The sequence below is a fragment of the Microlunatus sagamiharensis genome (assembly GCF_900105785.1).
GTDB classification, from domain to species: Bacteria; Actinomycetota; Actinomycetes; order Propionibacteriales; family Propionibacteriaceae; genus Microlunatus; species Microlunatus sagamiharensis.
Genome location: NZ_LT629799.1, coordinates 2,600,047 through 2,626,336, shown reverse-complemented (window position 1 = coordinate 2,626,336; position 26,290 = coordinate 2,600,047). Strand labels below are relative to the sequence as shown.

The following is a 26,290-nucleotide window of genomic DNA, read 5'->3' as shown; positions in this document are numbered from 1 at the left end:
CCCTGAGCCCTGTCGAAGGGCCACGAAGTGGTCGGCGTTCAGCGTGAGTGGCGCGGAGGTGCCCGTCGACAAGCTCAGGGATCGTGGTCGGGGACGCTCGTCGAGCCTGTCGAAGGGCCAGCTGTAACGCTCGACCTGCGGAGGGCGATAGAAGGGTCGAGAGGCAGCGAGTACCTGAACCCCCGAGCAGGCATTCGCTGCCTCTTGTCATGCCCGGACCCGGGTGCTGCGTCGGTGCGTGCTGGTGTCCGTCGACGCCCCCTGAGCCTGTCGAAGGGCCACGAAGTGGTCGGCTCTCGGCGCGAGTGGCGCCGGGGTGCCCTTCGACAAGCTCAGGGATCGTGGTCCGGGGACGCTCTTTGAGGCTGTCGAGGGGCCACCTGTAACGCTCGGCCCGCGGAGGGCGATAGGACCGCCGAGAGGCAGCGACTACCTGAACCCCCGAGCAGGCATTCGCTGCCTCTCGTCATGCCTGGACGCGGGCGCTGCGCCCGCCTGCGAGCGGGTCGGACTCCTCCTTCGTCGCGCTCACGAGCGGCGACCTACGAGGGGTCTCGCCCGTCTGCTCCGTCCCCGTGGCCGGCCGCCGCCCGCGCCCGCCTCGCGCGGCGGAGCTCGACCACGCTGAGCACGAGCGCGGAGCCGGAGAACAGCAGGGACACGGCGAGCGCCGAGGTGACGGCCCCGGTGTACGGGCCGGGTCGGCCCGCGCCTCCCGCCGCGACGCCGGCCCCCAGCGCGGCGACGAAGACCGTGCCGAGCACGGTCTGGCCCGTCGCCGAACCCACCCGCTGCGCGGTCTGCAGCACCCCGCCGGCGGCCCCGCCCCGGGCCGGGTCGACCTCGGCGAGCGTGAGCGTCTGGTTGGGCGTGACGATCGACCCGCCGGCGATGCCGAGCACGAAGAGCGGCAGGGCGAGCCGCAGGCCGACCTGCAGCGGGGTGGTCACCGGGTCCAGCAGGAGGACGAGACCGATCGTCATCGTGGCCAGGAAGAAGACGAGGACCGCCCCGACGACGAGCGGACGCCCGACCCGCTGGACCAGCCGGCCGGCCAGGGGCGCGCCGAGGACCGACCCGAGGGCGAGGGCGGTGACCCCGAGCCCGGAGTGCAGCGCCGTGAACCCCAGCCCGTCCTGGTAATAGAGCGAGAGCACCAGCGGGATCCCGGTGTTGCTGCAGAAGAAGACGACGGCGAAGACCACGCCGATCACGAAGGTCGGGACCCGGAACAGCCGCAGGTCGAGCAGCGGCCCCGCGTCAGCAGCCGTCAGGCGCGCCTCGCGCCGGACGAACAGCAGCAGGAGGCCCGCGGCCGGCACGAGCAGCAGGAACAGCCGGAGGTCGTGCAGCTGGTTGATCTCCACGACCGGGAACAGCACGCAGAGCAGGCCGGTCCCCAGGAGCACCGCCCCGAGGAGGTCGAGCCGCGCGTTCGAGACGGCGCGCGGGCGGACGACCGGTACCCAGGCCCGGGCCAGCAGCACCGCGACCAGGCCGATCGGCACGTTGATGAAGAAGACGAGCCGCCAGCCGTACTCGGGCCCGCCCGCGGCGATCAGCAGCCCGCCGACGACCGGGCCGAGGGCGGTGCCGACGCCGACCGTGAGACCCAGCCGCCCGAACGCACGGCCGCGTTCGGCCCGCGGGAACGTGTTCTGGATGAAGCCGGACACCTGCGGCCCGATCACCCCGCCGAACAGGCCCTGCACCACGCGGACCGCGATCAGCGCCCCCGGCGAGGGCGCGAGCCCCGCCGCGGCGCTGGCCACGACGAAGCCCAGCACCCCGATGACGAACATCCGCCGTCGCCCGGTCGCGTCGCCGAGCCGGCCGCCGATCACGGGCATCAGCCCGAAGGCGAGGATGTAGCCGCTCACCACCCACTGCAGCTCCGTCGGCCCCGCGCCGGTCGAGCGACCGATCGACGGCAGGGCGACGTTGGTGACGCTGACGTCGAGCAGGGCGCAGAACTGGCCCATGAGCATGACGAAGAGGGCGCGCCAGCGGCGGGGGTCCAGCTGGTCGGTCGCGGAGGGCGGACCGACGCTCGGTGCCGCCGCCCGGGGCGTGCCGGCGAGGTCCGCGTGGCTGTCCCCCATCCGCACCTCTCCGGCCGGGGGTCCGTACGCCTCCCGTTCCGTCCGCCCACGCTACGACGCGGCCGGGAGAGGATGACGAGGGAGCATCCGGCCCTCCCTCCTCGTCGGGTCCGAAGACCCACCTAGACGGTTGATTGTCAGACAATCAGGCTGCTAGCCTCCGGGCATGAGCGCAGCGGGCACGACCGGGGAGCGGCGCCCGCTCGCCCCGGTGGCGTCGGTCTCGCGGCGCGCGGCGGTGGTCGCCCAGATCCGACGTGGGATCGTCGCGGGCGTGCTCCGGCCGGGGGACAAGCTCACCGAGCTCGCCCTGGCCGCCGACCTGCAGGTCAGCCGGGCGACCGTGCGCGAGGCCCTCGGCCAGCTGGCTCGCGAGGGCCTCGTCGTCTCCGAGCCCTACCGCGGCCTCCGCGTCGCCGACCTCGACGAGGACGCGCTGCGCGACCTCGCCCGCACCCGGGCCGCTCTCGACGTGCTGGCCGGCTCCGACGTGCTGTCCGACGCGACCGGTCGGCGGCTCGACCACGTCCGCCGGGCGTGGGCGGACTTCGAGACGACCGCCTTCGACGCCGACCCGGTCGTGCGCCACGAGGGCCACCTCGCCTTCCACCGCGCCGTGTGGGCGGCCGCCGAGAACGTCGTCCTCGACCAGCTGTGGCCGGTCATCGAGGCGCACCTGACCATCGCGCTCGCGCAGGACCAGGCCGTCCGCCACGACCCGGAGCGCTCGCACCGGCTGCACCGCGAGCTCGTCGACGCCCTGGAGAGCGGCGACGCGACCCGGGTCGAGCAGACCTTCCGCGCCCACAGCATCACCAGCGTCGACGAGCTGATCGCGCTGCGTCAGCCGGACCCCACCCGCCGAGGCGACCGGGCGACCCCCGGGCAGGAGCAGAGGACCACCGCATGAGAACGCTCGTCATCGGCGCGACCGGACTGGTCGGAGGTGCGGCGGCCGACGCGCTGGAGGCGTACGGCGACGAGGTCCTACGGGCCTCGAAGAGCTCCGAGCTCGCGGTCGACGTCACCGAGCCCGCCTCGATCGCCGCGCTGCTGGACCGCGTGAGCACCGACGGCCCGCTCGACGCCGTCGTGTGCGCGGTCGGGTCGGTGCCGTTCAAGCCGCTGGCCGACCTGGCTGCCGAGGACTACCTCGCCGCCTTCCGGGGCAAGGTCGCGAGCCAGGTCGACGTGGCCCGCCTGGCCACCCCGCACCTGGTCGACGGCGGTTCGATCACGCTCACCACCGGCGTCCTGGCCCGTGAGCCGATCCGCACCGGGGCGGCCGCCGCCCTGGCCAACGGGGCCGTCGAGTCGTACGTGGTCAGCGCCGCGGCCGAGCTGCCGCGCGGCCTGCGGATCAACGCGGTCAGCCCGACCGTGCTGGTCGAGGCCACCGGCTACCACGCCTTCTTCCCGGGCTTTGCCCAGGTGAGCGCGGCGGAGGTCGGGCAGGCGTTCGTCAAGGCCGTGCACGGCGTCCGGACCGGCATGATCATCGCGCTGGACGGGCGCTGATCATGGTGGCTCCCAAGCACGTCGTGGTGATCGGCGGCGGTGTCATCGGCCTGACCGCGGCGTACCAGCTCGCGGTCGACGGAGCGCGCGTCACCCTCGTCGACGCCCGCCGGACCGGACGCGGCGCGGCGGAGGTCAACGCCGGCTGGGTCTGCCCGGCCGAGTCGGCGCCGGTCCCCGGCCCGGGCATGATCAGCACCTCGCTGAAGTGGATGTTCCGGCGCGACAGCCCGCTCTACATCCGCCCGTCGCTCGACCCCCAGTTCGTGCGCTTCATGCTCGGCATGTGGCGCAGCTGCAACGCGCCCGCCCAGCAGGCCGGCTTCGAGGCCCACCTGCGCCTCGCGCAGAGCAGCGGGGAGGCGTACGACCGCTACCGCGCCGACGGCCTCGACTTCGAGCTGCGTCACGACGGGCTGCTGATGGCCTTCCTCGAGGAGCACAACCTCGACCACCACCGGCCGCTGCTCGAGCTGGCCCGTCGCTACGACCGCGACCCGCAGGTCCTGCTCGGCGACGACGCACGCGTGCAGGAGCCCCAGCTCACCGACCGGGTCCACGGCGCCATCTACCTGCCCCGGGAGGACCACCTCGACCCGCCGGCGCTGATGCGGGCGCTGCACGCGCGCCTGCTCGAGCTCGGCGTGACCATCGTCGAGGGCGCCCCGATCAGCGGCGCCCGGCACGGGCAGGGCGGGCTGGAGAGCATCACCGCCGGGACCGAGCAGGTCGGCGGGGACGCGTACGTGCTCGCCGCCGGTGCGTGGACCGGTCCCATCTCGCGGCTCCTGGGCGTCCCGCTGCCGATCCGTCCGGGCAAGGGCTACAGCATCGACGTGGAGCCGTACGCGCTGCGCAGCTCGGTCAACCTCTCCGACGCCAAGGTCGCCGTCACCCCGCTGTCCCGGAACCTCCGCCTCGCCGGGACGATGGAGTTCGCCGGGCTGGACGAGGAGCTCAACCAGGTGCGCATCGGCGCGATCCTCCGGGCGCCCACGGCCTACTTCCGCGACTGGGCGCCGCCCACCGGTCCGGTGACGCCGAAGGCCGGCATCCGCCCGATGACCCCCGACGGCATCCCCGTGATCGGCCGGCTCGGCGACCTCACCAACACCTACGTGTCCAGCGGGCACGGCATGCAGGGCATCACCCTCGGCCCGGGCAGCGCGCTGTCCCTGAGCCGGCTCGTCCTGACGGGGGAGACGTCCGACGTGATCCTGCCTTTCGCGCCGCAGCGCTTCACGCGGGCCCTCGTCCGCCGTACCCCGACGCGCGACCTCGTCTCCGCCTGACCGCGCCCCTCTGAGCCACCCGAACCCGAACCTGGAGCACCATGCCTCGCAAGCAGGTCCACCTCAGCGGCATCCTCGCCGCCGTCGCCACGCCCTTCACCGCCGACGGCTCCGCCGTCGACGAGGACGCCCTCGTCGCGCTGGTCGAGCGCCTCGTCGGCGCCGGGATCCACGGCCTCGTGCCCTGCGGCACGACGGGGGAGTTCACCAGCCTCAGCCCGGCCGAGCACCGCCGGGTCATTGAGCTGTACGTGTCCGCCGCTGCCGGGCGGGTGCCCGTCGTGGCGGGGGTGGGTTCGCTGACGACGCAGGGCGCGATCGACCTCGTGCAGCACGCCGAGCAGGTCGGGGCCGATGCGATCATGCTCGTGCCGCCGTTCTACGACCCGCTCGACCTCGCGACGCTCAAGGTCTTCCTCGGCGCCGTCGCCGCGTCGACGAGCCTGCCGATCGTGTACTACAACGTCCCCGGCGCCACCGGCATCCGGCTCGACGCCGCCCAGGTCGCCGAGCTCGGCGAGATCGACGGCGTCGACTACCTCAAGGACACCTCCGGGGACGCGGTCGCGCTGACCGACCTCCTCGTCAGCCGCGGCGCGACGATCAAGGCCTTCAACGGCTGGGACACCCTCACCTTCGCGGCCCTGGCGCTCGGCGCCGAGGCCTCGGTGTGGGGGGTCGCCGGGCTCGTGCCCGAGCAGGCCGTCGCGCTGTGGGAGACGCTCGCGGTGAAGGGCGACCTCGGCGCGGCGCGCGAGCAGTGGCGCGACCTGTGGGCGCTGAGCTCCTACCTGGAGTCGGTGAACTACGTCGCCGGTGTGAAGGCGGCGCTCGAGGTCCTGGGCCACCCCGTGGGGCCGGCGCGAGCGCCCGTGCAGCCGCTCTCGGCGGAGCAGCGCGCCGGCCTGGTCGCCGTCCTCGAGCCCTTCGTCGCGGTGCGGGCCTGAGATGCCGCTCCTCGAGCTCCAGACGATCGAGGCCCACGCCGAGGGCGAGGCCGGGCGCGTGGTGGTCAACGCAGCCGACCTCGTGCACGGCGAGACCATGGCCGAGCGGTTCGCGTACTGCCGCGACCACCTCGACGACCTCCGCCGCTTCCTGCTGCGGGAGCCGCGCGGCTTCCCGGGGCTGTGCGCCGTGCTCGTGCTCCCGCCGGTCGAACCGGGCTCCGACCTCGGCATCGTCGTGCTCGAGCAGGGCGGGTTCACCGCCATGTCGGGCAGCAACACGATCTGCACGGTCACGGCGGTGCTGGAGAGCGGGCTCGTGCCGATGGTCGAGCCGCTCACCCGCGTCCGCATCGACACGGCCGTGGGCCTGGTCGAGGCCGAGGCGGCCGTGTCGGGCGGCAAGGTCCTCAGCGTCACCGTGGCGAACGTGCCGTCCTTCGTGGTCGGGCTCGACGTGCCGCTCGAGGTCCCGACCTACGGCACCGTCGCGGTCGACGTGGTGTTCGGCGGCGGCTTCTTCGTCCAGGCCCCTGCCGCGGCGCTCGGGCTGGAGATCGATCCGGACCGGGGTCGGGAGCTCACCCGGGCGGGTGCGCTGCTCAAGCTCGCGGCGCTCGAGCAGCTCGACGTGCGCCACCCGCTCAACCCCGACATCGCCGCGGTCGGCAACATCATGCTGCACTCCGGCGACCGGCAGCCCGGCGTGCAGGACCGCAACGCGGTCGTCCTGACCCAGGGCCCGCTGCGGGTCGACGACCCGAGCACGTGGACCGGGGCGCTCGACCGCTCGCCGTGCGGCACCGGGACCTGCGCGCGGATGGCCGCGCTGCACGCGCGCGGGGAGCTGGGGGTCGGGGAGAAGTTCAGCCACCGCAGCGTCATCGGCACCGAGTTCGTCGGTGAGCTGCGCGGGACCACGACCCTCGGGCCGTACGACGCCGTGCTGCCGACGATCACCGGCAGCGGCTGGATCACCGGGCGCTCGACCTGGGTCCTCGACCCCACCGACCCGTTCCCCGCCGGCTTCAGCGTCGGCGACATCTGGGCGCCGGGGTTGTAGGGCGTTGCGCCAACCCGTTGCGGGCCCTTCGACAAGCTCAGGGAGCGCTGGCTCAGGAAGCGCTCCCTGAGCTTGTCGAAGGGCCCCGAAGGGGTTGGCGCTGATGATCGATCACGAGAGAGCGAGCAGCAGTGAGCCAGTACATCGACGGGAAGCGCCGCGAGGCGCTCGGCACGGCGCGCGACCTCGTCCGCGACCCCTCGAACGGCGAAGTCGTCGCCGAGATCAGCCTCGCCGGGGCCGAGGACGTCGATGCGGCCGTGGCTGCGGCGCGGGCGGCGTTCCCGGCCTGGTCGGGCGCGACGCCGGGGGAGCGCTCGGCCGTGCTGCAGCGGCTCGCCGGCCTCCTCGAGGCCGAGGCCGAGGACCTGGCGCAGACCGAGAGCCGGCAGGCGGGCAAGCCGATCCGGCTGGCGCGCGAGTTCGACGTGCCGGGCACGGTCGACAACGCGGCGTTCTTCGCCGGTGCCGCGCGGACGCTCGAGGGCCAGGCCACCGCGGAGTACTCGCCCGACCACACGAGCTCGATCCGCCGCGAGGCGGTCGGCGTCGTCGGCTCGATCGCGCCCTGGAACTACCCGCTGCAGATGGCCGGGTGGAAGGTCCTGCCCGCCGTCGCGGCGGGCAACACCATCGTGCTCAAGCCGTCCGAGCTCACCCCGCTGACCACGCTCCGCCTCGCCGAGCTCGCCACCCAGGCCGGCATGCCCGACGGGGTGCTCAACGTCGTCACCGGGACCGGCGCCGACTGCGGCGCACCCCTGCTGCGCCACCCCCAGGTCGACATGGTGTCGTTCACGGGCTCGACCAAGGTCGGTCGCACGGTGCTCGAGGCCGCGGCGACCAGCGCCAAGCGCGTGCACCTCGAGCTCGGGGGCAAGGCTCCGTTCGTGGTGTTCGACGACGCCGACCTCGACGCGGCGGTCCAGGGCGCAGTGGCGGCGAGCCTGATCAACACCGGGCAGGACTGCACGGCCGCGACCCGGGCGATCGTCCACCGCTCGCTGCACGACGCCTTCGTGGCCGGCGTCGCCGACCTGTTCGCCGCCGTCCGGCTCGGCCCGACCGCCGACCCGGCGACCGACCTCGGTCCGGTGATCAGCACGGCGCACCGCGACCGGATCGCCGCGGTCGTCGAGCGCTCCCGTGCGTACGCGAAGGTCGTGGTCGGCGGCACGGTTCCTGGCGGAGAGCTGGCCCGGGGCTCGTACTACGCCCCGACGCTGGTCACCGGCGCCGACCCGCAGAGCGAGGTCGTGCGCGACGAGATCTTCGGTCCCGTCCTCGTGGTGCTGCCCTTCGACACCGACGACGAGGCGATCACGCTCGCCAACGACACCCCGTACGGCCTCGCCGCCTCGGCCTGGACCCGCGACCTCTACCGCGGGCTGCGGGCGACCCGCGAGATCAGGGCCGGCTGCGTGTGGGTCAACGACCACATCCCGATCATCAGCGAGATGCCGCACGGCGGGATGAAGGAGTCGGGCTTCGGCAAGGACATGTCGACCTACTCCTTCGAGGACTACACCGTGGTCAAGCACGTGATGTTCGACCTCACCGGCGTCGCGGCGAAGCCGTGGCACCGGACCGTCTTCACGCCGCCGGAGCACTGAGTGATCCTCGAACCCCAGCCCTCGACCGCCCGCCGCTTCGTCGACCGCGTCTGCCTGGTGACCGGTGCTGCCGGCGGGATCGGGTCCGCCATCGCCCGCCGCCTGGCCGCCGAGGGCGCGGTCGTGCAGGTCGCCGACCTCGACGCCGGTGCCGTGGGCCGCGTGGTCGAGGACCTGGTCCTGGCCGGCGGTCGCGCGGTGCCGCGGGTCTTCGACCTCACCGACGCGGCCGCCTGCGCGGCCGCGGTGGACGATGTCGTGAACGACCACGACCGGCTCGACGTCGTCGTCAACAACGCCGGGATCAACAAGCGGGGTGCGCTGCTCGACGTCAGCCCGGAGGAGTGGGACCTCACCTTCGCCGTGAACGTCGACGCGATCGCCCACCTCTGCCGGGCCGCGCTGCCGGTCATGGTCGCCGCCGGACGCGGGTCGATCGTCAACACCGCGTCGCAGTGGGGCCTGCACCCGGCGCCCGGTCACGTCGCCTACAACACCTCGAAGGCCGCGGTGGTCGCCCTCACCCAGGGCCTGGCGCGCGACTACGCGCCGGCCGGCGTCCGGGTCAACGCCGTCTGCCCGGGCGAGGTCTGGACCCCGATGCTGGCCGACAACCTGGCCCGCTCGGGTCGCACCAAGGCCGACCTCGACGCCCTCGTGCCGTACGGCCGCGTCGGCTACCCCGAGGAGGTCGCGGCCCTCGTGGCCTTCCTCGCCTCCGACGAGGTGCCCTACCTCTGCGGCGCGGCCGTCGAGATCACCGGCGCCCAGGCCGTCGCCTGAGCCCGCACCACCACCCCGAGGAGCGTCCATGAGCACCCCCACCGCCGAGCGTGTCGTCCTGGTCACCGGAGGGTCGCGGGGCATCGGCCGCGCCGCCGTCCAGGCGCTGCACCGCGAGGGCGCGCACGTCGTGCTGCACCACCGCGCGTCGGCCGAGGCCGCCGACCGGCTGGCCGAGGAGCTGGGCAGCGCGTCGGAGGAGGGCCGCGTCCACGTGGTCGCCGCCGACCTGGCCCAGCCGGGCGAGCCCGCGCGGCTGTGGGAGCAGGCGCTCGCCTGGCGCGGCCACGTCGACGTGCTCGTCAACAACGCCGGGATCTACCTCGCCTCCCCGATGGACGACGACGACGCCTGGACCTCCGGGTGGGCCGACAACCTCACGGTCAACCTGCTCGCGCCGGCCGAGCTGTGCCGCCTCGCCGTGCGCACCTGGCGGGAGGCCGGCACCGGCGGGATCGTCGTCAACGTCACCAGCCGCGCCGCGCACCGCGGCGACGACGCCGACCACCTCGCGTACGGGGCGGCGAAGGGCGGGCTGCAGTCGCTGACCAAGGGCATCGCGCGGGCCTTCGCGGGCGACCGGATCCTCGCCTACGACGTCGCGCCGGGCTGGGTGCTCACCGACATGATGGCGGAGACCGACGCGGCCGCGCTGGCCGCGTCGATGCCCATGGGCGAGATCACCCCGCCGGAGGACGTCGCCGAGGTGATCGCCTTCCTCGCCTCCGGTCGCGTGCCGCACACCAGCGGCGCGACGATCGACGTGACCGGCGCCGACTACGTGCGCTGACGGCCCGAAGCGCCGACTCCAAGACCGCCGAGCGGTAGGTTGCGGCGCGTTTCTCGCCCCAGAAGTCGCGGCAACCTACCGCTCGGCGGGTGGGGTGAGCGGCTCGACGTCGGCACCGGCGAGCAGGGCGCGGATCCGGCGCCGGGCCGACTCGAGCGACTCGCGGGTGACGGCCACGGCGGCCTCCACGTCGTGCGCCTCGACCGCCTCGAGCAGGCGGCGCTGGGTCGCCCACGCGCCGTCGTCCGGACCGCCCGAGGCCGCGCCGTCGGCGCCCAGCAGCTTGAAGGCGCGGCAGCGCTGCCACAGGTCCGCCACGAGACCGAGCAGCACCGGGTTGCCCCCCGCGGCGTAGAGGACCGACAGCAGCTCCTCGTCCGCGTCCAGCGCCTCGCCGGTACGGCCGTCCTCGACCGCCTCACGCATCCGGTCGTACGCGGCGCGCATCCGGCCCACGTCCTCGGGCGTCACGGCCGCGCAGCCGAGCCGGGTCGCCTCGACCTCGAGCAGCAGCCGCGTGGCGTAGACGTGGGCGAGCTCGGTCGGCGTGAGGTCGGCGACCACCGCGCCGCGGTGGGGGACCCGCACCACGAGTCCGTTCTGCTCGAGGCGGCCGATCGCCTCGCGCACCGGCATCGGGCTGGTGCCCAGCCGCGCGGCGAGGTCACGCAGCCGCAAGCGCTCGCCGGCCCCGATCTCACCGGACCGGATCGCCTCGCGGATCGCCCCGTAGACACGGTCGGTCACGAGCGTGGGCTCGCCGAGTGGCGCCAGGGCGGTCATGTGCGCAGCGTACCCCGACGCTCTTGCTTCTGATATGTGATCACATCTAGAGTTGGGGTGCTGCTCCTGCTGCTCGTCCTGACCCGCCGCGTCCGAAGGGCCCGCCCGTGACCGTCCACGACCTCATCGCCACCTCGCCCGGTGCCACGCGCTGGCCGACCCTGTTCTCCCCGGTCCGGCTCGGGCGCCGGACCGTCCGCAACCGGATCACCTCGACCCCGCACTCCACCGGGTGGGGCCACGACGGGCTGCTGACCCAGGCCGAGGTGGACTACCACGTGCGCAAGGCGGCCGGCGGCGTCGGGCTGGTGATGACCTTCGGCTCCGCGTCGGTCGACCCCGAGAGCGCGGCGTCGTACGGCTCCATCTCGCTCTGGGACCCGCGCAACGACGACCTGCTGCGCCAGCTCGCCGACCGGGTCCACGAGCACGGTGCGCTGATCATGTCGCAGATGACCCACATGGGCCGCCGGGGCAACTCGTTCTACTCCGGCGTCGCGCTGAAGGGGGCGTCCGACCTCCCCGAGGGGGTGCACCGCGAGGTCCCGGCCGTGCTGACCGAGGCCGAGATCGGCGTCCTCGTCGACCGCTTCGGCCACGCCGCCCGCCGGCTCATGGAGCTGGGCTGGGACGGCGCCGAGGTGACGTCGCACGGCGGCCACCTGATCGAGCAGTTCTACGACCCGAACGTCAACGACCGCACCGACCGCTACGGCGGCAGCCTCGACAACCGGCTGCGGTTCGGCCGGGAGGTGCTGGCCTCGGTGCGGGCGTGGACGTCGGAGGAGTTCGTCGTCGGGTTCCGGATGTCGGCCTACCACGGCCTGGGCGAGGGCACCGGCATGACCGACGACGACCTGGTGGAGGTCGCGCGGGCGCTGACCGCCGACGGCGCGGTGGACCTGCTCAGCATCTCCGGCGGCACCGGCTACTCGATGCGCTCCAGCGCCGTCTTCGTCCCTGGCGATGCGGTGCCCGAGAACGCCAACGGCGCGCACGCCGGGCGGATGCGCCGCGAGACCGGGGTGCCCGTCGTGGTCGCGGGGCGGGTCCTCGACGTCGACGCCGCCGAGCGGGTGCTGACCGAGAACGGCGTCGACCTGGTCGCCATGACGCGTGCACTCATCGCGGACCCGACGATGCCCGTCACCGCCGCCACCGGCGGCGACCCACGACCGTGCATCAGCCTCAACGAGGGCTGCATCGGACGGCTCTACCAGGGCCGGCCCATGTGGTGCTCGGTCAACCCCGGCATCCGCGAGCCCGACGTCGACGAGCTGTCGGCCGCCGTGGCCGACGACGCGCCGACCGCCCCGCGGATGGTCGTCCTCGGCGGCGGCGTCGCGGGCGCCGAGGCGGCGTACCGGGCCGCCGAGCGGGGCCGTCGGGTCACGCTGATCGAGCGCGGTGACCGGATCGGCGGTCGTGCGGCGCTCGCCGGGACCCGTAGGGGCCGCGAGCGCTGGGACCTCTACCTGCGGTGGCTGGAGCGCCGGCTGGTCGCCACCGGGGTCGACGTGCGCCTCGGCGTGGACCCGGGCGTCGACGACGTCCTCGCCCTCGAGCCCGACGCCGTCGTGGTGGCGACGGGTTCGGTGCCGCGCTGGCCCGACTGGGTCGAGGGCGCGCCAACGCCCGTCGTGGACGCCGACACAGTGGTGGCCAAGACACCGCTGCCCGACGGCCCGGGGCAGGTCGCGCTGGTCGTGGACGACGAGGGCGGGTTCGTCGCCCCGACGGCCGCCGAGGCCCTGGAGGACGTGGGCTGGACCGTACGGATCGCCACGAGCCTGTCGTCCGTCGCGGCCGAGGTCGACGACACGCAGGTCTGGTGGGTCCGCCGCCGCCTCAAGCAGCACGGGATCGAGCTGGTCGACACGGTCGTGCCGACCCACGACGGCGCGTCCTGGTCGCTGCTCGACCTCGAGTCCGACCTCGTCCGTCCCGCCGGCCGGGTGGACCTGGTCGTGCTCGCCGGCGTACGCCGCTCCGCCGACCGGCTGAGCGAGCTGCTGCGCCGGGAGCGGCCGGGCCTGGAGATCGTGAAGGTCGGTGACGCCCTGGCGCCCCGCCACCTGCTCGACGCCGCGGCCGAGGGCGCCCGCGCCGGCGCCGGCTGGCCCAAGCCCGAGGTCTCCGCCGAGCCGCCGGCGACCGTCGCCGCCGGCTAGTCACCCGACACCCCTGGTCAGGCGAGAGACGGAACCGCCCGCCCGAGCCGGGTGGCTGGGGCGGGCGGTGGGTGCGAGCGGGACGGGCGAGGCTCAGGGGCGGAAGGCCGTGAACGCCTCGTCGTAGATCGCGAGGGCGCGGGCGACCTCGTCGTCGCTGACGTTGATCGGCGGCACGACGTGGATCCGGTTGTCGGTGGCGAAGGGGAGCAGCCCGCGACCGATGATGTCGGACTTGAGCCGCGCGACGGTCGTCGCGGGCAGCGGCTCGCGGGTCTCGCGGTCGGCCACGAGCTCGAGCGCCCAGAAGACGCCGGTGCCACGGACCTCGCCGATGACGTCGTGCTTGGCGCCGAGCTCGGCCAGCCCGGGCCCGAGGACGTCGGCGCCGATGCGCTTCGCGTTCTCGACCGCGCCCTCCTCGGCCATCGCGCGCTGCGTCGCGACGATGCTGCCCGCGGCGAGCGGGTGCCCGGAGTAGGTGAGCCCGCCGGGGAAGACGCGGTCGTCGAAGGCGTGCGCGATCTCGGAGGAGATGATCACGCCGCCGACCGGGACGTAGCCGGAGTTGACGCCCTTGGCGAAGGTGATCAGGTCGGGCCTGACGTCGTGCGCGTCGAAGGCGAACCACTCACCCGTACGCCCGAAGCCGGCCATCACCTCGTCGAGGATCAGCGTGATCCCGTAGCGGTCGCAGATGGCCCGGACGCCGGAGAGGTACCCGGGCGGCGGCACCATGATCCCGGCGGTGCCGGGCACCGACTCCAGCAGGACGGCGGCGATCGACTCCGGGCCCTCGGCCTGGACGGTCCGCTCGAGGTGGTGCAGCGCGCGGGCGCACTCCTCCTCGGGACTGCTCGCCCAGAACTCGCTGCGGTAGAGGAACGGGCCGAAGAAGTGGACGTGGCCGGTCGCGTACTCGTTGGGGATGCGGCGCCAGTCGCCGGTGGCGACGATCGCCGCACCCGTGTTGCCGTGGTACGAGCGGTAGCGCGAGAGCACCTTGTCGCGGCCGGTGACGAGGCGGGCCATCCGGATGGCGTTCTCGTTGGCGTCGGCGCCGCCGGCGGTGAAGAAGACCTTCTCGAAGCCCTCCGGCGCACGCTTCAGGATCAGCCGGGCCGCCTCGGCGCGCGTCGCGTTGCCGTGGGCCGGGGCGACGGTGGCGAGCGTGTTCAGCTGCTCGGTGATGCCCGCGATGATCTTGGGGTGCTGGTGGCCCATGTTGGTGAAGACCAGCTGGGTGGAGAAGTCGAGGTAGTGGTTGCCGTCGTGGTCCCAGACCTCGGTGCCGCGTCCGCCCGCGAGGGGGAGCGGCTTGAGCCCGCCCTGCTTGGACCAGGAGTGGAAGACCACCGACGCGTCGTCGGCGCCGACCTCGGCGTTGGAGCGGCCGTCGGAGGGCGTCCCGGTCGTGGGCTCGTCGGGCTGCTGCGGGTCGGTCACCGCGGCGTCGGCGTGCTCGACCAGGGTCTCGTTCGCGGTGCTCGTCAGGCTCATGTCGTCCATCCTCGACCTCGGTGCCGGCGCGGTCGCACCCGGGCTCGGAGCAAGGTTGTCAGACAATCAGCAGGAGGGCAATGCTCGCGCTACCGGCTCAGTGCTCCGCATCCAGGACGGCCTCGGCGACGACCAGGTCCTGCCAGGCCATCCCGCTGCCCTTGAACAGGACCCGGCCCGGACCGACCGGTGCCTCGCCGCGGGCGACCCGGCTCAGGGGCACCAGGTCGCGCTCGACGACGGCGCCGACGTCGACGGCCTGGACCACGTCGCCGCACTCGCGCAGCGCCGTCGCGACGTCCTCGACCACGACCGTCGCGGAGCGTACGAAGGCCACGTCCACCTCGGCCGCCTCCGCCTCGTGCGACCCCACCGCGGCGACGAGCGTGCCCGCACCGAGCAGGCTCGAGTCGAACACCGGCGTCCGTGCGGTGGTGGCGCAGACGACCACGTCCGCCGTGCGCAGGGCGTCCGGGACCCGCGGGTCGTCGGCCGCCAGGAGCCCGGCACCCGCCGCGGCGCCCGTCCGGGGCAGCGTGACCGCGTCGGGGTGGCGGACGACGACGGTGACGTCGCCCAGCGCCACCTCGGCGGCGAGCGCGTCGACGTGGCCCACGCCCTGCGGGCCCGCGCCGAACACGACGACGCGGGTCACCGACCCGTCGGCCGACCGAGCGCGCAGCCACGGCCGCAGCCCGACGACGCTCGTGGCCGGGGTGCGCAGGGTCGTGAGCGCGGTCCCGTCGAGGGTGGCCACCGGCTGCATGGTCCGCGCGTCGAAGAGGACGTAGACCGCGCCGATGCGGGGGAGGCCGCGCTCGGCGTTGCGCGGGGCGACGCCGACGAGCTTGGTGCCGACGTGCCGCGGCCCGGCGGCCGGCATGATGATCAGCTCGCCGGCGGGCACGTCCATGAACGTCCGCGGTGCGCCCGCAGAGGGGTCGAGACCGTCGCGCAGCGCCCGCTCCAGGGCGTCGGCCGCACCCCGCGGCCCGAGCGCGAGGACGGCGGCTTCGTCGAGGTGGGGCAGCGTCACGGGCGTCAGACTTCCACGTACGCGTCCCGGCCCGCGAGGAGCGACACGACGAGCTGGACGAGGTTGACGACGACGACGCCGAAGAGCACCGGGGCCCACGAGCCCGTGGCCTCGAACAGCGCCCCGGCGCCGATCGGGCCGATGATCCCGAGCAGGTAGCCGATGCTCTGCACCATCCCCGAGAGCCTGGCCGCGTCGCGCGTGGTCCGGCTGCGCTCGGCGACGAGCGAGAGGGCCACGACCAGGGAGGCCCCGCTGCTCAGCCCGGCGACGACGAGCCAGAGGAGGTCGAGCGACGGCAGCAGCAGCAGGCCGAGCATCGAGACCGCCATGCCGGCGCTGAGGCCGGCGCCGGCGAGGCGGTGGTCGCGGCGCCCGCGCATGGCCAGCGACACCACGAGCCCGCCGACGATGCCGGTGGCCTGGAAGAGGAAGAGGTGCCAGCCCGCGTGGACCGGGTCGACCCCGCGCGACACCTCGATGCTCGGCAGCCAGGTGACGAGCAGGTAGAAGAAGATCGCCTGCGTCCCCATGAAGGCGGTCACCTGCCAGGCCAGGGGCGAGCGCCACATCGAGCGGTTGCCGCGGGCGGCCGGGACCGGCCCGGCACCCGGCAGCGCGGCTCCGACCGGCACGGGCAGGTCGCGCTCGTGGCTCCGCAGGCGGGGGAGCCAGGCGAGCAGGGCCAGCACGCCGACGACGGCCCAGACCCCGATCCCGACGCGCCAGCCGCCGCGCTCGCCGATGGGCAGCGCGAGGCCGGAGGCCAGGGCGGCGGACAGACTGAGCGTCGCCGTGTACGCGCCCGTCATCAGGGGCACCTCGCGCGGGAAGTCGCGCTTGACCAGGGCCGGGACGAGGACGTTGCAGACCGCGATGCCGGCGCCGAGGGCGATGGTGCCGGCCCAGAGGGTGACGCTCTGGCCGGGGAGCGAGCGGACCACCGTGGCGGCGAGCATCACCGCCGTCGCGGTGAAGACCGTCCGGTCCGGGCCCCAGCGGCGGCTCAGCAGCTGCACGAAGGGCGACACCCCGGCGAAGGCCAGCAGCGGCACCGATCCCAGCAGCCCGAGCGTGGACGGGCTCAGGCCGGTGTCGGTCGCGACGAGGCCGAGCACGGGGCCGAGGGCGGTGAGCGTGGGGCGCAGGTTCGCGGCCACGACGAGCAGGCTCAGGCCCAGCGCGAGGGCCGACAGGCCGCGGGTCGGGGCAGGGGCGGCCGTGGTCACCGCTGCATCCTCCACCCCAGATCGGGGCGGAGGCCGGTAGCGTCCGGCCCGGGTGACGGGACGGACGTGCCCACGAGGAGGGGTCCATGCGCTGGAGCCAGGTGCTGAACGTGGTCGACGTGCACTGCGGCGGTGAGAACGCGCGGGTGGTGACGGGCGGTCTCGGCGACGTGCCCGGCGAGACGATGCTCGACAAGCGGGCGTACCTCACCGAGCACCGCGACGAGCTGCGCCTGCGGCTGCTGCAGGAGCCGCGCGGCAACGTGATCAACAGCGCCGACTTCGTGCTCCCGACGCGGCACCCGGAGGCGCAGCTCGGCTACGTCATCGCCGAGTCAACCGAGTACCCGGTGATGTCGGGCAGCAACACCATCTGCGTGACGACCGCGCTGCTGGAGACCGGGATGCTGCCGATGGTCGAGCCCGTCACCCACCTGACGCTCGAGTCGGCCGCGGGGCTGATCCGCGTCGAGTGCACCTGCGCCGACGGCAAGGTCACCTCGGTGCGGTTCACGAACCAGCCCGCCTTCGTCTACCACCTCGCCGCGCCGGTCGAGGTCCCCGGCCTCGGCACCGTCACGGTCGACGTCGCCTGGGGCGGGATGGCGTACGTGCTCCTCGACGCCGCCTTGCTGGGCTTCGGCATCACGCCCGACGAGGGCCGCGACCTCTGCGTGGTCGGCGAGGTGATCAAGCTCGCCGCGGCCGAGCAGCTCGACGCGGTGCACCCCGAGAACCCCGACTTCCCCGGCATCACGAACTTCGAGTGGACCGGGCCGGTCTCGCGCGGCGCGGACGGCCTCCTGACCGCGGCGAACGCGGTCGTCGTCAGCCCCGGCCGGCTCGACCGCTCGCCCTGCGGCACCGGCACCTCGGCCCGCCTCGCCGTCATGCACGCCCGTGGCGAGATCGGCGCGGGCGAGGACTTCGTCCACACCTCGATCATCGGCTCGCGCTTCGACAGCCGGATCGAGTCGCTCACCAGCGTCGGCGGTGTCCCCGCCGTCGTGCCGAGCGTCGCCGGTCAGGCCTGGATCACCCAGCTCTGCCAGGTCGGCGTCGACCCCACCGACCCGTTCCCCGCGGGCTACGCCCTCGCCGACACGTGGGGTGCCGCCCCACCGTCGCCGCTCGCGGCCCGCCTGGTCGCCGCCGCCGAAAGAGCCCGCCCGTGAACGCCGCCGCCCGCCACGTCGACGTGATCGTCGCCGGCCTCGGCTCGATGGGCTCCGCCGCCGCCCACCAGCTCGCTGCCCGCGGCCTGTCGGTGCTCGGCCTCGAGCGCTTCTGGCCCGCCCACGACCAGGGCTCGGGGCACGGCGAGACGCGCATCGTGCGGCAGTCCTACTTCGAGGGGCCGGCGTACGTCCCGCTGCTGCGGCGCGCGTACGAGGGCTGGCGCCAGCTGGAGGCCGACAGCGGCCGCGACCTGCTGACGCTGTGCGGCGGGATCTACGTCGGCGACCCGGACTCGAAGATCTTCGCCGGCGCCAAGCGCTCGGCCGAGGCGTACGGGCTCGCGCACGAGGTGCTGGACGCCGCCGCCATCCGCGAGCGCTTCCCGGCGATGGACCCGGCCGACCACGCGCTCGGGCTCTTCGAGGAGAACGCCGGCTACGTCCGCCCCGAGGAGTCGATCCTCGCCAACCTCGACCTGGCCGTGCGCCACGGCGCCGAGCTCCGCTACGACGAGCCCGTCCGCTCCTGGCGCTCCACCCCGGGCGGCGGGGTCGAGGTGACCACCGACGCCGGCACGTACGGCGCCGACCGGCTCGTGGTCGCCACCGGCGCCTGGGCGCCGGGCATGCTCGCCGACCTCGGCCTCGACCTGCGGGTGGAGCGGCAGGTCGTGTGCTGGTTCACGCCGGACTTCTCGACCGTGCCGTACGAGGCCTGGCGCGACCTGCCGGTCTACATCGAGGAGACCGACCACAACCGCGACATCTACGGCTTCCCGATGGTCGACGGCCCCGCCGGCGGGCTCAAGCTCGCCTTCTTCAACACCTTCCAGCGCACGGACCCCGACGCCGTCGACCGGCAGACGACCGAGGCGGAGACCGAGGCCACCCGCGCCCGCGCCCGCGGGCTCTTCCCGCACCTGACCGGGCCGCTGGTCAAGGCGATGACCTGCCTCTACACGACCTCGCCCGACCACGACTTCGTCGTCGGCGCCCTCCCCGAGCACCCCGAGGTCGTCGTCGCCTCGGTCTGCTCCGGCCACGGCTTCAAGTTCGTCCCCGTGATGGGCGAGATCCTCGCCGACCTGACGATCGACGGCCGTACGGCCCACGACATCGCCCTCTTCGACCCCACGAGACCCTCCCTCCGCCTCCCCGCCTGAGGCACCCGAGCTCCTCGCACCCTCTGCCGCTCCTCGCACCTGGTCTGCCCGGTGCGAGGAGCGACAAGGGGTGCAGGGCCCGAGAAGGGGTGCGGGGAGCGGGAAGCGTTCCGAGCGGCGTTCGGGTCAGGGGAGCGAGCTGACTGCTGCCGGGCGGGAGGCGGCGGGCACCGCCCCACGGGACCGGGCATCGCGCAGCGCAGTCCTCGCACCCTCTACCGCTCCTCGCACCGGGTCTGCCCGGTGCGAGGAGCGACACCGGGTGCAAGGAGCCAGAACCGGTCCGAGCGGTGGTCCGGGGAGGAGCGCGGGAGATCGGCCGCAGGCGCGCTCTGCGCGAGACCCCGGGAGCAACCCGTCGTCGGAGTCCGAGAGGGCGGGGGAGCCTAAGCCGCCCGCCCGGTCGGCCGGCGGAGAAGGAGCGGAGAGGGCTCGGCGGCGTCCGGCGCCTCGTCCGGGTGGGTCGGGCGTTTGCCGCCGTGCGGAGCGTGCGGAGCACAGCGGCGAGGGCGGGACGAGGCGCCGCGCGCCGTCGAGCCCTCGTAGCGGGGCCAGACCGCAGAACCAGTGCCGGGGAGGGGATTCGAACCCCCAAGTCCTTTCGGACAGACGGGTTTGAGCCGTCCGCGTATGCCTTTCCGCCACCCCGGCACGCCCCACCGTCAGCGCCGCGGGGCGGCGCCAGTGTCCCACACGCCCTCCCGCGCGCTTCCGGTCCGCGCGACCGACCGCGGTGGTCGAGGACCCCGTTCGTTACACAGGATCGATAGAGTGTTCGGCGTGACGAGCGCAGACACTCCAGCGTCGGAGACCGCACCCACCCGTGTCGTCGTGGCCGAGGACGAGGCGCTCATCCGTCTCGACCTCGTCGAGATGCTGACGGAGGAGGGCTACGACGTCGTCGGCCAGGCCGGCGACGGCGAGGCCGCGGTCGAGCTGACCACCGAGCTGCGTCCCGACCTGGTGGTCATGGACGTCAAGATGCCCAAGCTCGACGGCATCAGCGCGGCCGAGAAGATCGCGACGGAGCGCATCGCCCCCGTGGTGATGCTGACCGCGTTCAGCCAGCGCGAGCTGGTCGACCGGGCGCGGGCGGCCGGGGCGATGGCGTACGTGGTGAAGCCCTTCGGCAAGGCCGACCTGATCCCGGCGATCGAGATCGCGCGGGCCCGGTTCGCCGAGATCAGCGCCGTCGAGGCCGAGGTCAGCGACCTGACGGAGCGGCTCGAGTCCCGCAAGGCGGTCGACCGGGCCAAGGGCATGCTCCAGACCGGGCTCGGGCTGAGCGAGCCCGAGGCGTTCCGCTGGATCCAGAAGACGGCCATGGACCTGCGCAAGTCGATGCGCGAGGTCGCCGAGGGCGTCATCGAGCACGGCGCCGGGGGCGCGAAGAAGAAGTAGCGCCCCCGACGGTCCGGGCTCAGGCCCGGCGGGAGCGGACCGCGGCGACCAGCAGCCAGACCACCCCGGCGGTCAGCAGCATCGCGCCGGGGATGTGGACGTAGAGCGAGCTGTAGCCGCCCAGCGCTGCCTGCAGGAAGCCGAAGGCGAACACGACGACGGCCAGCGCGGCCAGCGCGAGGCTCACGACGCGCTGGCGCCACAGCACGACGGCGGCGATGGCGGCCAGCCCGCTGACGACGTGCAGGACGATGGCGCCGGCTGCGTGGCCGGTCTCCGCGCCCTCGGAGCCGCGGGGCAGCAGCTGCCCCGCGGTGACGAACTGCCACAGCACGGCGACCACCGCGAGCGCGGCGAAGACCTTCAGCGCCAGGAGCAGCGGGCCGGCGGACGTGGTGCTCCCGCTCGTGGGACGGGCGTTCGAGGTGGTGGTGCTCATCAGGCGGTTCCTTCTGTCTGTCAGGGGTGCGGGGACCGGCGGCGCCGCCCCTCCAGTCTTCCTGCGGAGGACCGTCGCCGGGCGCACCGCGCCGTACGCCGCCCTCGACGGCGACGCTAGGTCAGCGGCAGGGCCCGACGGCAGTGGACCAAGGTCGTAGCACCAGGCCGGGTCCCGACCTAGGCCGGTGGGCCCGGCTCCCGGTCTCGGGGGTCTGCCAACGGGAACGGCGGGTCGGGGGCGAGGGTTCCGTCGGGCGCGACGTGGTCGAAGATCTGGTGGATCATCGTCAGCACGTGCGGGTCGTCGACGGTGTAGATCTGCCGCCGGCCGTCGCGGCGTGCGCTCACCAGCCCGGCCAGCCGGAGCTTGCTCAGGTGCTGGCTCGCCGTCGCGATGCTCACGCCGGCCTTCTCCGACAGCGTGCCGACGTCGTGCTCGCCCGCGGCGGCCAGGGTGACCAGGTGCAGTCGCACCGGCGCGGAGAGCAGCGCGAAGGTCCGCGCCGCCACGTCCAGCTGCTGGTCCGTCGGCTCCGGCGTCACGCCCCGCATTCTGCCTGCGCAGGGCCACCGGCGAGGCCGCGGACGGCCGGGTGGTCCGTGTCACCTTCCAGTTCGTCATTTGCGCGAACGACGAAACGTTGGCAGGCTGACCGTCGTGATGCGCACGCTCCGACCCGTCCTGCTCTGCCTGGCGGTGGCCCTGCCGGCCGTCGCCGTTCGGGTCGGGCACGTGGAGCTCGCCCCCGGGCTGGCGCTGCTCGTCTTCGGTGCCGCGGTCGTCGCGGCCTCCTTCGTGCTGGCCTGGGCGGCCGAGGCGGCCGAGGTGGACATCGCCGGGGGGCTCGCCATCGCGGTCCTCGCCGTGATCGCGGTGCTGCCCGAGTACGCGGTCGACCTGTACTTCGCCTACACGGCCGGGTCGCGCCCGGAGTACGTGCAGTTCGCGGCGGCCAACATGACCGGCTCCAACCGCCTGCTCCTCGGCGTGGGGTGGTCGGTCGTGGTGATCCTGTCGCTGGCCGTCGCCCGCCGCCGTACGGGGCGCACGGTGCGCGCGCTCGTGCTCGACCCCGCCTACCGCGTCGAGATCGGGTTCCTCGCCCTCGCCTCGCTGCTCGCCTTGGTCGTGCCGGCGACCGGGCGGATCCCGCTGCTCCTCGGGCTCGTGCTGCTCGGCGTCTTCGTCTTCTACCTCGTCCGGGTCGCCACCACCGGCGATGACGAGGAGCCCGACCTCGTCGGCCCCGCCGCCCGCATCGGCGCCCTGCCGGGCCGCGTCCGGCGCACCGTCGTCGCCGCGATGTTCGTGCTCGCCGCGGGCGTCATCCTAGCCAGCGCCGAACCCTTCGCCGAGGCGCTCATCGCCAGCGGCCAGGCGCTCGGGGTCGACCAGTTCCTGCTCGTGCAGTGGCTGGCCCCGCTCGCCTCCGAGGCGCCCGAGCTGATCGTCGCGGTGATCTTCGCCCTCCGGGGCAAGGGTGCGGCGGCGCTGGGCCTGCTGGTCGCGGCCAAGGTCAACCAGTGGACGCTGCTGGTCGGCAGCCTGCCGGTCGCCTACCTGCTGGGCGGCGGCTCGACGGCGCTGGTGCTCGACGGGCGCCAGGTCGAGGAGTTCGGCCTGACCATCGCCCAGACCCTGATGGCGGTCGCGGTGCTGATGACGCTGCGCTTCCCGCGGTGGGCGGCGTGGACGCTGCTGGCCCTCTTCGCCGTGCAGTTCGCGGTCCCGGGGACGGGTGGCCGGCTCGTGCTGACCGCCGTCTACGCGGCGCTCGCCGCGGTGGCCCTGGTCGTGAACCGCCAGGGGATCCTGCCCGCGCTCACCGCCCCCTTCCGCCGTGGTCCGGTCCTCGACGACGTCACCCGGGTGCTGCCCGAGCGGGAGCTCAGCGGGCGTCGCTGACCCCTCGCCCAAGGCTCCTCCTTGGGCTGGTGACGTCGTTTGGCCCTTCACCTTGAGCAGCGGCTCCGCCAGGCTGGAGGGGTGACCGAGGACCACCGCACCGCACCGTCGTACGCCGCCCTCGTGACCGGGGCGGGGAGCGGCATGGGGCTGGCGACCGCCCGGCGCTACGTGGACGACGGCTGGACGGTGCTCGCGCTCGACTCCTCGGGCGAGGCGCTGCGGGCGTCGGCGACCGACCTGGGGGAGCGTTACGTGCCGGTGGTCGCCGACGTCACCGACGAGGTCGCGCTGACCGGCGCGGTCGTCCGCGCGGCGGACGGCCTCCGGCTGCGTGCGGTCGTCAACGCGGCCGGCATCTACCCGCCGAGCACCCTGGACGACTACACCGACCTGCTGTTCCACCGCGTCTTCGACGTCAACGTCCTCGGCGTGCTCAACGTCTGCCGCGCGACGGTGCCGCTGCTCCGCGCCGCGGGCGGCGGCGGGATCGTGAACTTCTCCTCCGTCGACGCCCTCGCCGTCTCCCCGGGCCAGCTCGTCTACTGCGCCTCCAAGGCCGCGGTGTCCGCGCTGACCCGCTCCCTGGCCGTCGAGCTGGCCCCCGAGATCACGGTCAACGGCGTCGCGCCGGGGTGGGTCGCCACCCCGGGGACGGCGGCCAGCGACCGGATCACCAGGGCCGCCGCCACGATCCCGCTGGGCCGCGTCGCTCAGCCCGAGGAGATCGCCGGCTGGGTCGTCCAGCTCGCCGGCGGCGGCAGCTACGTCACCGGCGAGACCCTCGTGATCAGCGGCGGGAGCCTGATCCGATGACGCGCCGCCACACCCCGGGAGGAACCGCCATGGTCGAGGCCGCACCCCGCTACTGCGTGATCGGCGCCGGCGCGGCCGGCCTCGCCGCGCTGCAGACCCTGCTGGGCGCCGGACGCACGGTCGACTGCTTCGAGGCGTCCGACCGCGTCGGCGGCCACTGGAACACCGACTACGAGGCCCTGCACCTCATCACCTCGCGCGACGTGACGGGCTACGCCGGCTTCCCGATGCCCGCCGACTACCCGCTCTTCCCCTCCCGCGACCAGGTGACCGCGTACCTCAACGCGTACGCGGACGCCCACGACCTGCGTCCCCGCATCACCTTCGGCGTGCGGGTGGAGTCGGTCGAGCCCGTGCCCCTGCTGAACGGGGGGCCGGGCTCGACCGGGTCGGCCGGCTGGGTGGTGCGGACCTCCGACGGCGCGCAGCGGGCGTACGACGGGGTGTTCGTCGCGAACGGCCACCTGCACGACCAGCGGGTGCCGCAGGTGCCGGGGGAGTTCACCGGGACGCAGGTCCACTCCGGCTCCTACTCCAGCACGGCCGACGTCGAGGGCCGGCGCGTCCTCGTCGTCGGGTCCGGCAACTCGGGCTGCGACCTCGCGGTGGACGCCGCGCAGCACCGCCTCGAGGTGTCGATCTGCATCCGGTCGGGGCACTACTTCCAGCCGAAGACCTTCTTCGGCGTGCCGCGCTCCGAGCTCGGCTGGCTCAAGCAGTTCACGTTCGAGGAGCAGGACCTCCTCACCCGGCTGCTGATCACGGCCAGCAAGGGCACCTACGAGAACTACCCCGGGCTGCCGGAGCCGCCGTTCCGCACGCTCGCCGAGGGCGCGCCGATCGTCAACGAGCTGCTCCTCTACTGGATCCAGCACGGCCGGGTCACCGTCGTGCCGGGCATTGAGCGCTTCGAGGGGCGCACGGTGCACTTCGCCGACGGCTCCGCGGGCGAGTTCGACACGATCCTGTGGGCGACCGGCTTCCACCCGTCGCTGCCCTTCCTCGCCGACGACCTGCTGCAGACCGACGGCGGCGTCCCGTTGCGGACGGCCGGGGGCGTCGTGCCCGCGGGTCTGGACCGGCTCTACCTGATCGGCCTGGCGGCGCCGCGCGGTCCGCAGATCGCCCTCTACCCCGTGCAGTCCCAGCTGGCGCTGTCGATGGCGGAGCTGTGGGAGGACGGGCTCGACCGCTCGCTCGCGGCGGCGCTGGAGGCCGAGCAGCCCCTCGAACGGCGCATCGACATGGTCAGGCCCGACTGGGAGACCCAGATGGAGGCCAGCCGCGACCTCGTGCAGCGCCTCGCCGCCGAGCTCGGGGCCCGGCTCACCACGGAGCCGCCGCACCCGCCGCACGAGCCCGTGCCCGAGGAGGGCTCCTACGACGAGGCGGCCGCGGTCGGCTAGCCGATCCCGCCCAGGCGGGCGACGACCGGGGCGAGGTCCCGCGCCCAGCCGACCGGGTCGGGCCCGGCCGGCCCGGTCTGCACGTGGCTGAAGCCGAGCGCCGCGTACGCCTCCATGGCCCGCAGGAAGGCATCGGTCTCGGTCACCGGGTCGGGTCCGCCGACCAGCGTCAGCTGGATCTCGGCGGGGTCGCGCCCCTCGGTCTCGCAGTGGCGGTGCAGCACCTCGACCTTGTGGGCGAGGTCGGCCGGCTCCATCGCGAACATGTTCGTCGCGTCGGCGTGCCTGGTCACGAGCCGCAGCGTCTTGCGCTCGCCCACGCCACCGACGACCACGTACGGGCGCGGGGTGCTGACCGGCCGCGGGTTGCACAGCGTGGAGGCCAGTCGGTAGTGCTTCCCCTCGTACGGCCCGTCGTCGTCGCTCCACATCTGCGCGCAGATCTCGAGCGCCTCCTCGAGGCGCTCGAAGCGCTCGGCGGTGCCGGGGAAGGGGACGCCCAGCCCCAGGTGCTCGCGCTCGTACCAGGCGGCGCCGATGCCGAGCATGCCGCGGCCCTGCGACAGCACGTCGAGCGTGGTGACGGTCTTGGCCAGCAATCCCGGGTGGCGGTAGGTGACGCCGGTGACGAGCAGGCCGAGCTTCATCGTCCGCGTGCGGGCGGCGACGAACCCCAGGCTGGTGTAGCCCTCGAGCATCGGCTCGTCGGGCCCGCCGAGCTGCTCCATCTGGAACCAGTGGTCCATGAGCGTGAACCACGCGGCCCCCGACTCCTCGGCCGCCTCGGCGGTGTCGCCGAGCAGCGTGGCCAGCGTCCCGGGCTGGCCCGGCAGAGTGAAGTTCGCGAAGTGGACACCGAGCTGCACGAGGGCTCCGATCGTCGGCGGGGGAGAGGTTCGCCATCAGCCTGCCACCCGGCTCCGCGGACGCTCCTTCAGCCTGTCGAAGGGCCGGGGTACGCCCCCTGAGCCTGTCGAAGGGCGCTCAGCGGCCAGCTCCACGACAGCGCGAGGACGCCAACCTCGTCGAGGCCCTTCGGCAGGCTCAGGGAGCGTTCCCCGGCCGCGACGTCTGGACGAGCGAACGCGAACGGCGCACGGATCGCAGAGCTGTGAGGCTCCGCGATCCGTGCGCCGTCCGCGTTCGGGAGGA

23 protein-coding genes and 1 tRNA gene are annotated in these 26,290 nt (G+C 74.0%); 15 read left to right on the top strand and 9 right to left on the bottom strand.

Annotated elements, in window-relative coordinates:
• Positions 1-542 precede the first annotated feature (542 nt).
• Complete coding sequence (locus BLU42_RS11975) at positions 543-2,102, bottom strand: MFS transporter (protein ID WP_091074665.1); 1,560 nt, start codon at positions 2,100-2,102, stop codon at positions 543-545.
• 166 nt (positions 2,103-2,268) lie between these two features.
• Between BLU42_RS11975 and BLU42_RS11970 the strand changes: the two genes are divergently transcribed.
• The 8 genes from BLU42_RS11970 (at position 2,269) to BLU42_RS11935 (ending at position 10,108) form a co-directional block, all read left to right on the top strand.
• Positions 2,269-3,012, top strand: a complete 744-nt coding sequence (locus BLU42_RS11970) for a GntR family transcriptional regulator (RefSeq protein WP_091074663.1) — start codon at positions 2,269-2,271, stop codon at positions 3,010-3,012.
• Positions 3,009-3,620, top strand: a complete 612-nt coding sequence (locus tag BLU42_RS11965; protein WP_091074661.1) for a short chain dehydrogenase — start codon at positions 3,009-3,011, stop codon at positions 3,618-3,620. The genes BLU42_RS11970 and BLU42_RS11965 overlap by 4 nt, the downstream gene beginning before the upstream one ends.
• A gap of 2 nt (positions 3,621-3,622) precedes the next feature.
• Positions 3,623-4,912, top strand: a complete 1,290-nt coding sequence (locus tag BLU42_RS11960; RefSeq protein WP_091074659.1) for an NAD(P)/FAD-dependent oxidoreductase — start codon at positions 3,623-3,625, stop codon at positions 4,910-4,912.
• A gap of 41 nt (positions 4,913-4,953) precedes the next feature.
• Complete coding sequence (locus BLU42_RS11955; protein ID WP_091074656.1) at positions 4,954-5,859, top strand: dihydrodipicolinate synthase family protein; 906 nt, start codon at positions 4,954-4,956, stop codon at positions 5,857-5,859.
• 1 nt (position 5,860) lies between these two features.
• Positions 5,861-6,922, top strand: coding sequence for a proline racemase family protein (locus tag BLU42_RS11950; protein WP_091074655.1), 1,062 nt, complete (start codon positions 5,861-5,863; stop codon positions 6,920-6,922).
• 131 nt (positions 6,923-7,053) lie between these two features.
• Entirely contained in the window at positions 7,054-8,535 is a 1,482-nt protein-coding gene (locus BLU42_RS11945; protein ID WP_091074653.1) for a gamma-aminobutyraldehyde dehydrogenase, read from the top strand.
• On the top strand, positions 8,536-9,318 hold the full coding sequence (locus BLU42_RS11940; RefSeq protein WP_197680426.1) for an SDR family NAD(P)-dependent oxidoreductase: 783 nt from the start codon (positions 8,536-8,538) through the stop codon (positions 9,316-9,318). It begins immediately after the preceding gene.
• Positions 9,319-9,346: 28 nt separating this feature from the next.
• Complete coding sequence (locus tag BLU42_RS11935) at positions 9,347-10,108, top strand: SDR family NAD(P)-dependent oxidoreductase (RefSeq protein ID WP_091074651.1); 762 nt, start codon at positions 9,347-9,349, stop codon at positions 10,106-10,108.
• Between the two features lie 75 nt (positions 10,109-10,183).
• On the opposite strand, the gene BLU42_RS11930 is transcribed toward BLU42_RS11935, so the two are convergent.
• Positions 10,184-10,891: a GntR family transcriptional regulator gene (locus BLU42_RS11930; protein WP_091074649.1), complete on the bottom strand. Its 708-nt coding sequence runs from the start codon at positions 10,889-10,891 to the stop codon at positions 10,184-10,186.
• 107 nt (positions 10,892-10,998) lie between these two features.
• Between BLU42_RS11930 and BLU42_RS11925 the strand changes: the two genes are divergently transcribed.
• Positions 10,999-13,062 (top strand): oxidoreductase, encoded by a 2,064-nt coding sequence (locus tag BLU42_RS11925; RefSeq protein ID WP_091074647.1) that lies wholly within the window; start codon positions 10,999-11,001, stop codon positions 13,060-13,062.
• Positions 13,063-13,155: 93 nt separating this feature from the next.
• Here the strand turns inward: BLU42_RS11925 and BLU42_RS11920 are convergent, their stop codons facing one another.
• The 3 genes from BLU42_RS11920 to BLU42_RS11910 form a co-directional block, all read right to left on the bottom strand.
• Complete coding sequence (locus BLU42_RS11920) at positions 13,156-14,562, bottom strand: aspartate aminotransferase family protein (RefSeq protein ID WP_091080292.1); 1,407 nt, start codon at positions 14,560-14,562, stop codon at positions 13,156-13,158.
• A 97-nt stretch (positions 14,563-14,659) separates the two neighbouring features.
• A complete protein-coding gene (locus tag BLU42_RS11915; protein ID WP_091074645.1) occupies positions 14,660-15,598 on the bottom strand; it encodes an ornithine cyclodeaminase family protein in 939 nt (312 codons plus the stop codon).
• A gap of 5 nt (positions 15,599-15,603) precedes the next feature.
• Positions 15,604-16,827, bottom strand: coding sequence for an MFS transporter (locus tag BLU42_RS11910; RefSeq protein ID WP_091074643.1), 1,224 nt, complete (start codon positions 16,825-16,827; stop codon positions 15,604-15,606).
• Positions 16,828-16,913: 86 nt separating this feature from the next.
• Here BLU42_RS11910 and BLU42_RS11905 point away from each other — a divergent pair, with 86 nt between their 5' ends.
• Both BLU42_RS11905 and solA read left to right on the top strand, forming a co-directional pair.
• Positions 16,914-18,002: a proline racemase family protein gene (locus tag BLU42_RS11905; protein ID WP_091074641.1), complete on the top strand. Its 1,089-nt coding sequence runs from the start codon at positions 16,914-16,916 to the stop codon at positions 18,000-18,002.
• A complete protein-coding gene (solA, locus tag BLU42_RS11900) occupies positions 17,999-19,168 on the top strand; it encodes an N-methyl-L-tryptophan oxidase (RefSeq protein WP_231918116.1) in 1,170 nt (389 codons plus the stop codon). Before BLU42_RS11905 ends, solA begins: the two co-directional genes overlap by 4 nt.
• A gap of 568 nt (positions 19,169-19,736) precedes the next feature.
• Here solA and BLU42_RS11895 read toward each other — a convergent pair.
• Positions 19,737-19,819, bottom strand: a tRNA-Leu gene (locus tag BLU42_RS11895).
• Positions 19,820-19,948: 129 nt separating this feature from the next.
• On the opposite strand from BLU42_RS11895, the gene BLU42_RS11890 reads away from it, so the two are divergent.
• A complete protein-coding gene (locus BLU42_RS11890; protein WP_091080285.1) occupies positions 19,949-20,569 on the top strand; it encodes an ANTAR domain-containing response regulator in 621 nt (206 codons plus the stop codon).
• 19 nt (positions 20,570-20,588) lie between these two features.
• Here the strand turns inward: BLU42_RS11890 and BLU42_RS11885 are convergent, their stop codons facing one another.
• Both BLU42_RS11885 and BLU42_RS11880 read right to left on the bottom strand, forming a co-directional pair.
• The gene (locus BLU42_RS11885) at positions 20,589-21,008 is read right to left on the bottom strand and encodes a hypothetical protein (protein WP_091074639.1); all 420 of its coding nucleotides are present in this window, start codon (positions 21,006-21,008) and stop codon (positions 20,589-20,591) included.
• A gap of 179 nt (positions 21,009-21,187) precedes the next feature.
• Positions 21,188-21,562, bottom strand: coding sequence for an ArsR/SmtB family transcription factor (locus BLU42_RS11880; protein ID WP_091074637.1), 375 nt, complete (start codon positions 21,560-21,562; stop codon positions 21,188-21,190).
• A 109-nt stretch (positions 21,563-21,671) separates the two neighbouring features.
• Between BLU42_RS11880 and BLU42_RS11875 the strand changes: the two genes are divergently transcribed.
• The 3 genes from BLU42_RS11875 (at position 21,672) to BLU42_RS11865 (ending at position 25,138) form a co-directional block, all read left to right on the top strand.
• The gene (locus BLU42_RS11875) at positions 21,672-22,916 is read left to right on the top strand and encodes a sodium:proton exchanger (RefSeq protein ID WP_091080282.1); all 1,245 of its coding nucleotides are present in this window, start codon (positions 21,672-21,674) and stop codon (positions 22,914-22,916) included.
• An 81-nt stretch (positions 22,917-22,997) separates the two neighbouring features.
• Complete coding sequence (locus BLU42_RS11870) at positions 22,998-23,732, top strand: SDR family NAD(P)-dependent oxidoreductase (protein ID WP_231918114.1); 735 nt, start codon at positions 22,998-23,000, stop codon at positions 23,730-23,732.
• Positions 23,729-25,138 (top strand): flavin-containing monooxygenase, encoded by a 1,410-nt coding sequence (locus BLU42_RS11865; RefSeq protein WP_231918113.1) that lies wholly within the window; start codon positions 23,729-23,731, stop codon positions 25,136-25,138. Before BLU42_RS11870 ends, BLU42_RS11865 begins: the two co-directional genes overlap by 4 nt.
• Here BLU42_RS11865 and BLU42_RS11860 read toward each other — a convergent pair.
• The gene (locus BLU42_RS11860) at positions 25,135-26,004 is read right to left on the bottom strand and encodes an LLM class F420-dependent oxidoreductase (protein ID WP_091074632.1); all 870 of its coding nucleotides are present in this window, start codon (positions 26,002-26,004) and stop codon (positions 25,135-25,137) included. The two genes, BLU42_RS11865 and BLU42_RS11860, sit on opposite strands and share 4 nt — an antisense overlap.
• Between the last annotated feature and the right edge of the window lie 286 nt (positions 26,005-26,290).

Bases quoted from the DNA above. Each gene is read 5' to 3' on its own strand.
- BLU42_RS11875 (WP_091080282.1), top strand. From the start codon at position 21,672: ATGCGCACGCTCCGACCCGTCCTGCTCTGCCTGGCGGTGGCCCTGCCG.
- BLU42_RS11905 (WP_091074641.1), top strand. From the start codon at position 16,914: ATGCGCTGGAGCCAGGTGCTGAACGTGGTCGACGTGCACTGCGGCGGT.
- BLU42_RS11955 (WP_091074656.1), top strand. From the start codon at position 4,954: ATGCCTCGCAAGCAGGTCCACCTCAGCGGCATCCTCGCCGCCGTCGCC.
- BLU42_RS11970 (WP_091074663.1), top strand. From the start codon at position 2,269: ATGAGCGCAGCGGGCACGACCGGGGAGCGGCGCCCGCTCGCCCCGGTG.
- BLU42_RS11930 (WP_091074649.1), bottom strand. From the start codon at position 10,891: ATGACCGCCCTGGCGCCACTCGGCGAGCCCACGCTCGTGACCGACCGT.
- BLU42_RS11960 (WP_091074659.1), top strand. From the start codon at position 3,623: ATGGTGGCTCCCAAGCACGTCGTGGTGATCGGCGGCGGTGTCATCGGC.
- BLU42_RS11950 (WP_091074655.1), top strand. From the start codon at position 5,861: ATGCCGCTCCTCGAGCTCCAGACGATCGAGGCCCACGCCGAGGGCGAG.
- BLU42_RS11965 (WP_091074661.1), top strand. From the start codon at position 3,009: ATGAGAACGCTCGTCATCGGCGCGACCGGACTGGTCGGAGGTGCGGCG.
- BLU42_RS11880 (WP_091074637.1), bottom strand. From the start codon at position 21,562: ATGCGGGGCGTGACGCCGGAGCCGACGGACCAGCAGCTGGACGTGGCG.
- BLU42_RS11975 (WP_091074665.1), bottom strand. From the start codon at position 2,102: ATGGGGGACAGCCACGCGGACCTCGCCGGCACGCCCCGGGCGGCGGCA.
- BLU42_RS11935 (WP_091074651.1), top strand. From the start codon at position 9,347: ATGAGCACCCCCACCGCCGAGCGTGTCGTCCTGGTCACCGGAGGGTCG.
- BLU42_RS11865 (WP_231918113.1), top strand. From the start codon at position 23,729: ATGACGCGCCGCCACACCCCGGGAGGAACCGCCATGGTCGAGGCCGCA.
- BLU42_RS11885 (WP_091074639.1), bottom strand. From the start codon at position 21,008: ATGAGCACCACCACCTCGAACGCCCGTCCCACGAGCGGGAGCACCACG.
- BLU42_RS11920 (WP_091080292.1), bottom strand. From the start codon at position 14,562: ATGAGCCTGACGAGCACCGCGAACGAGACCCTGGTCGAGCACGCCGAC.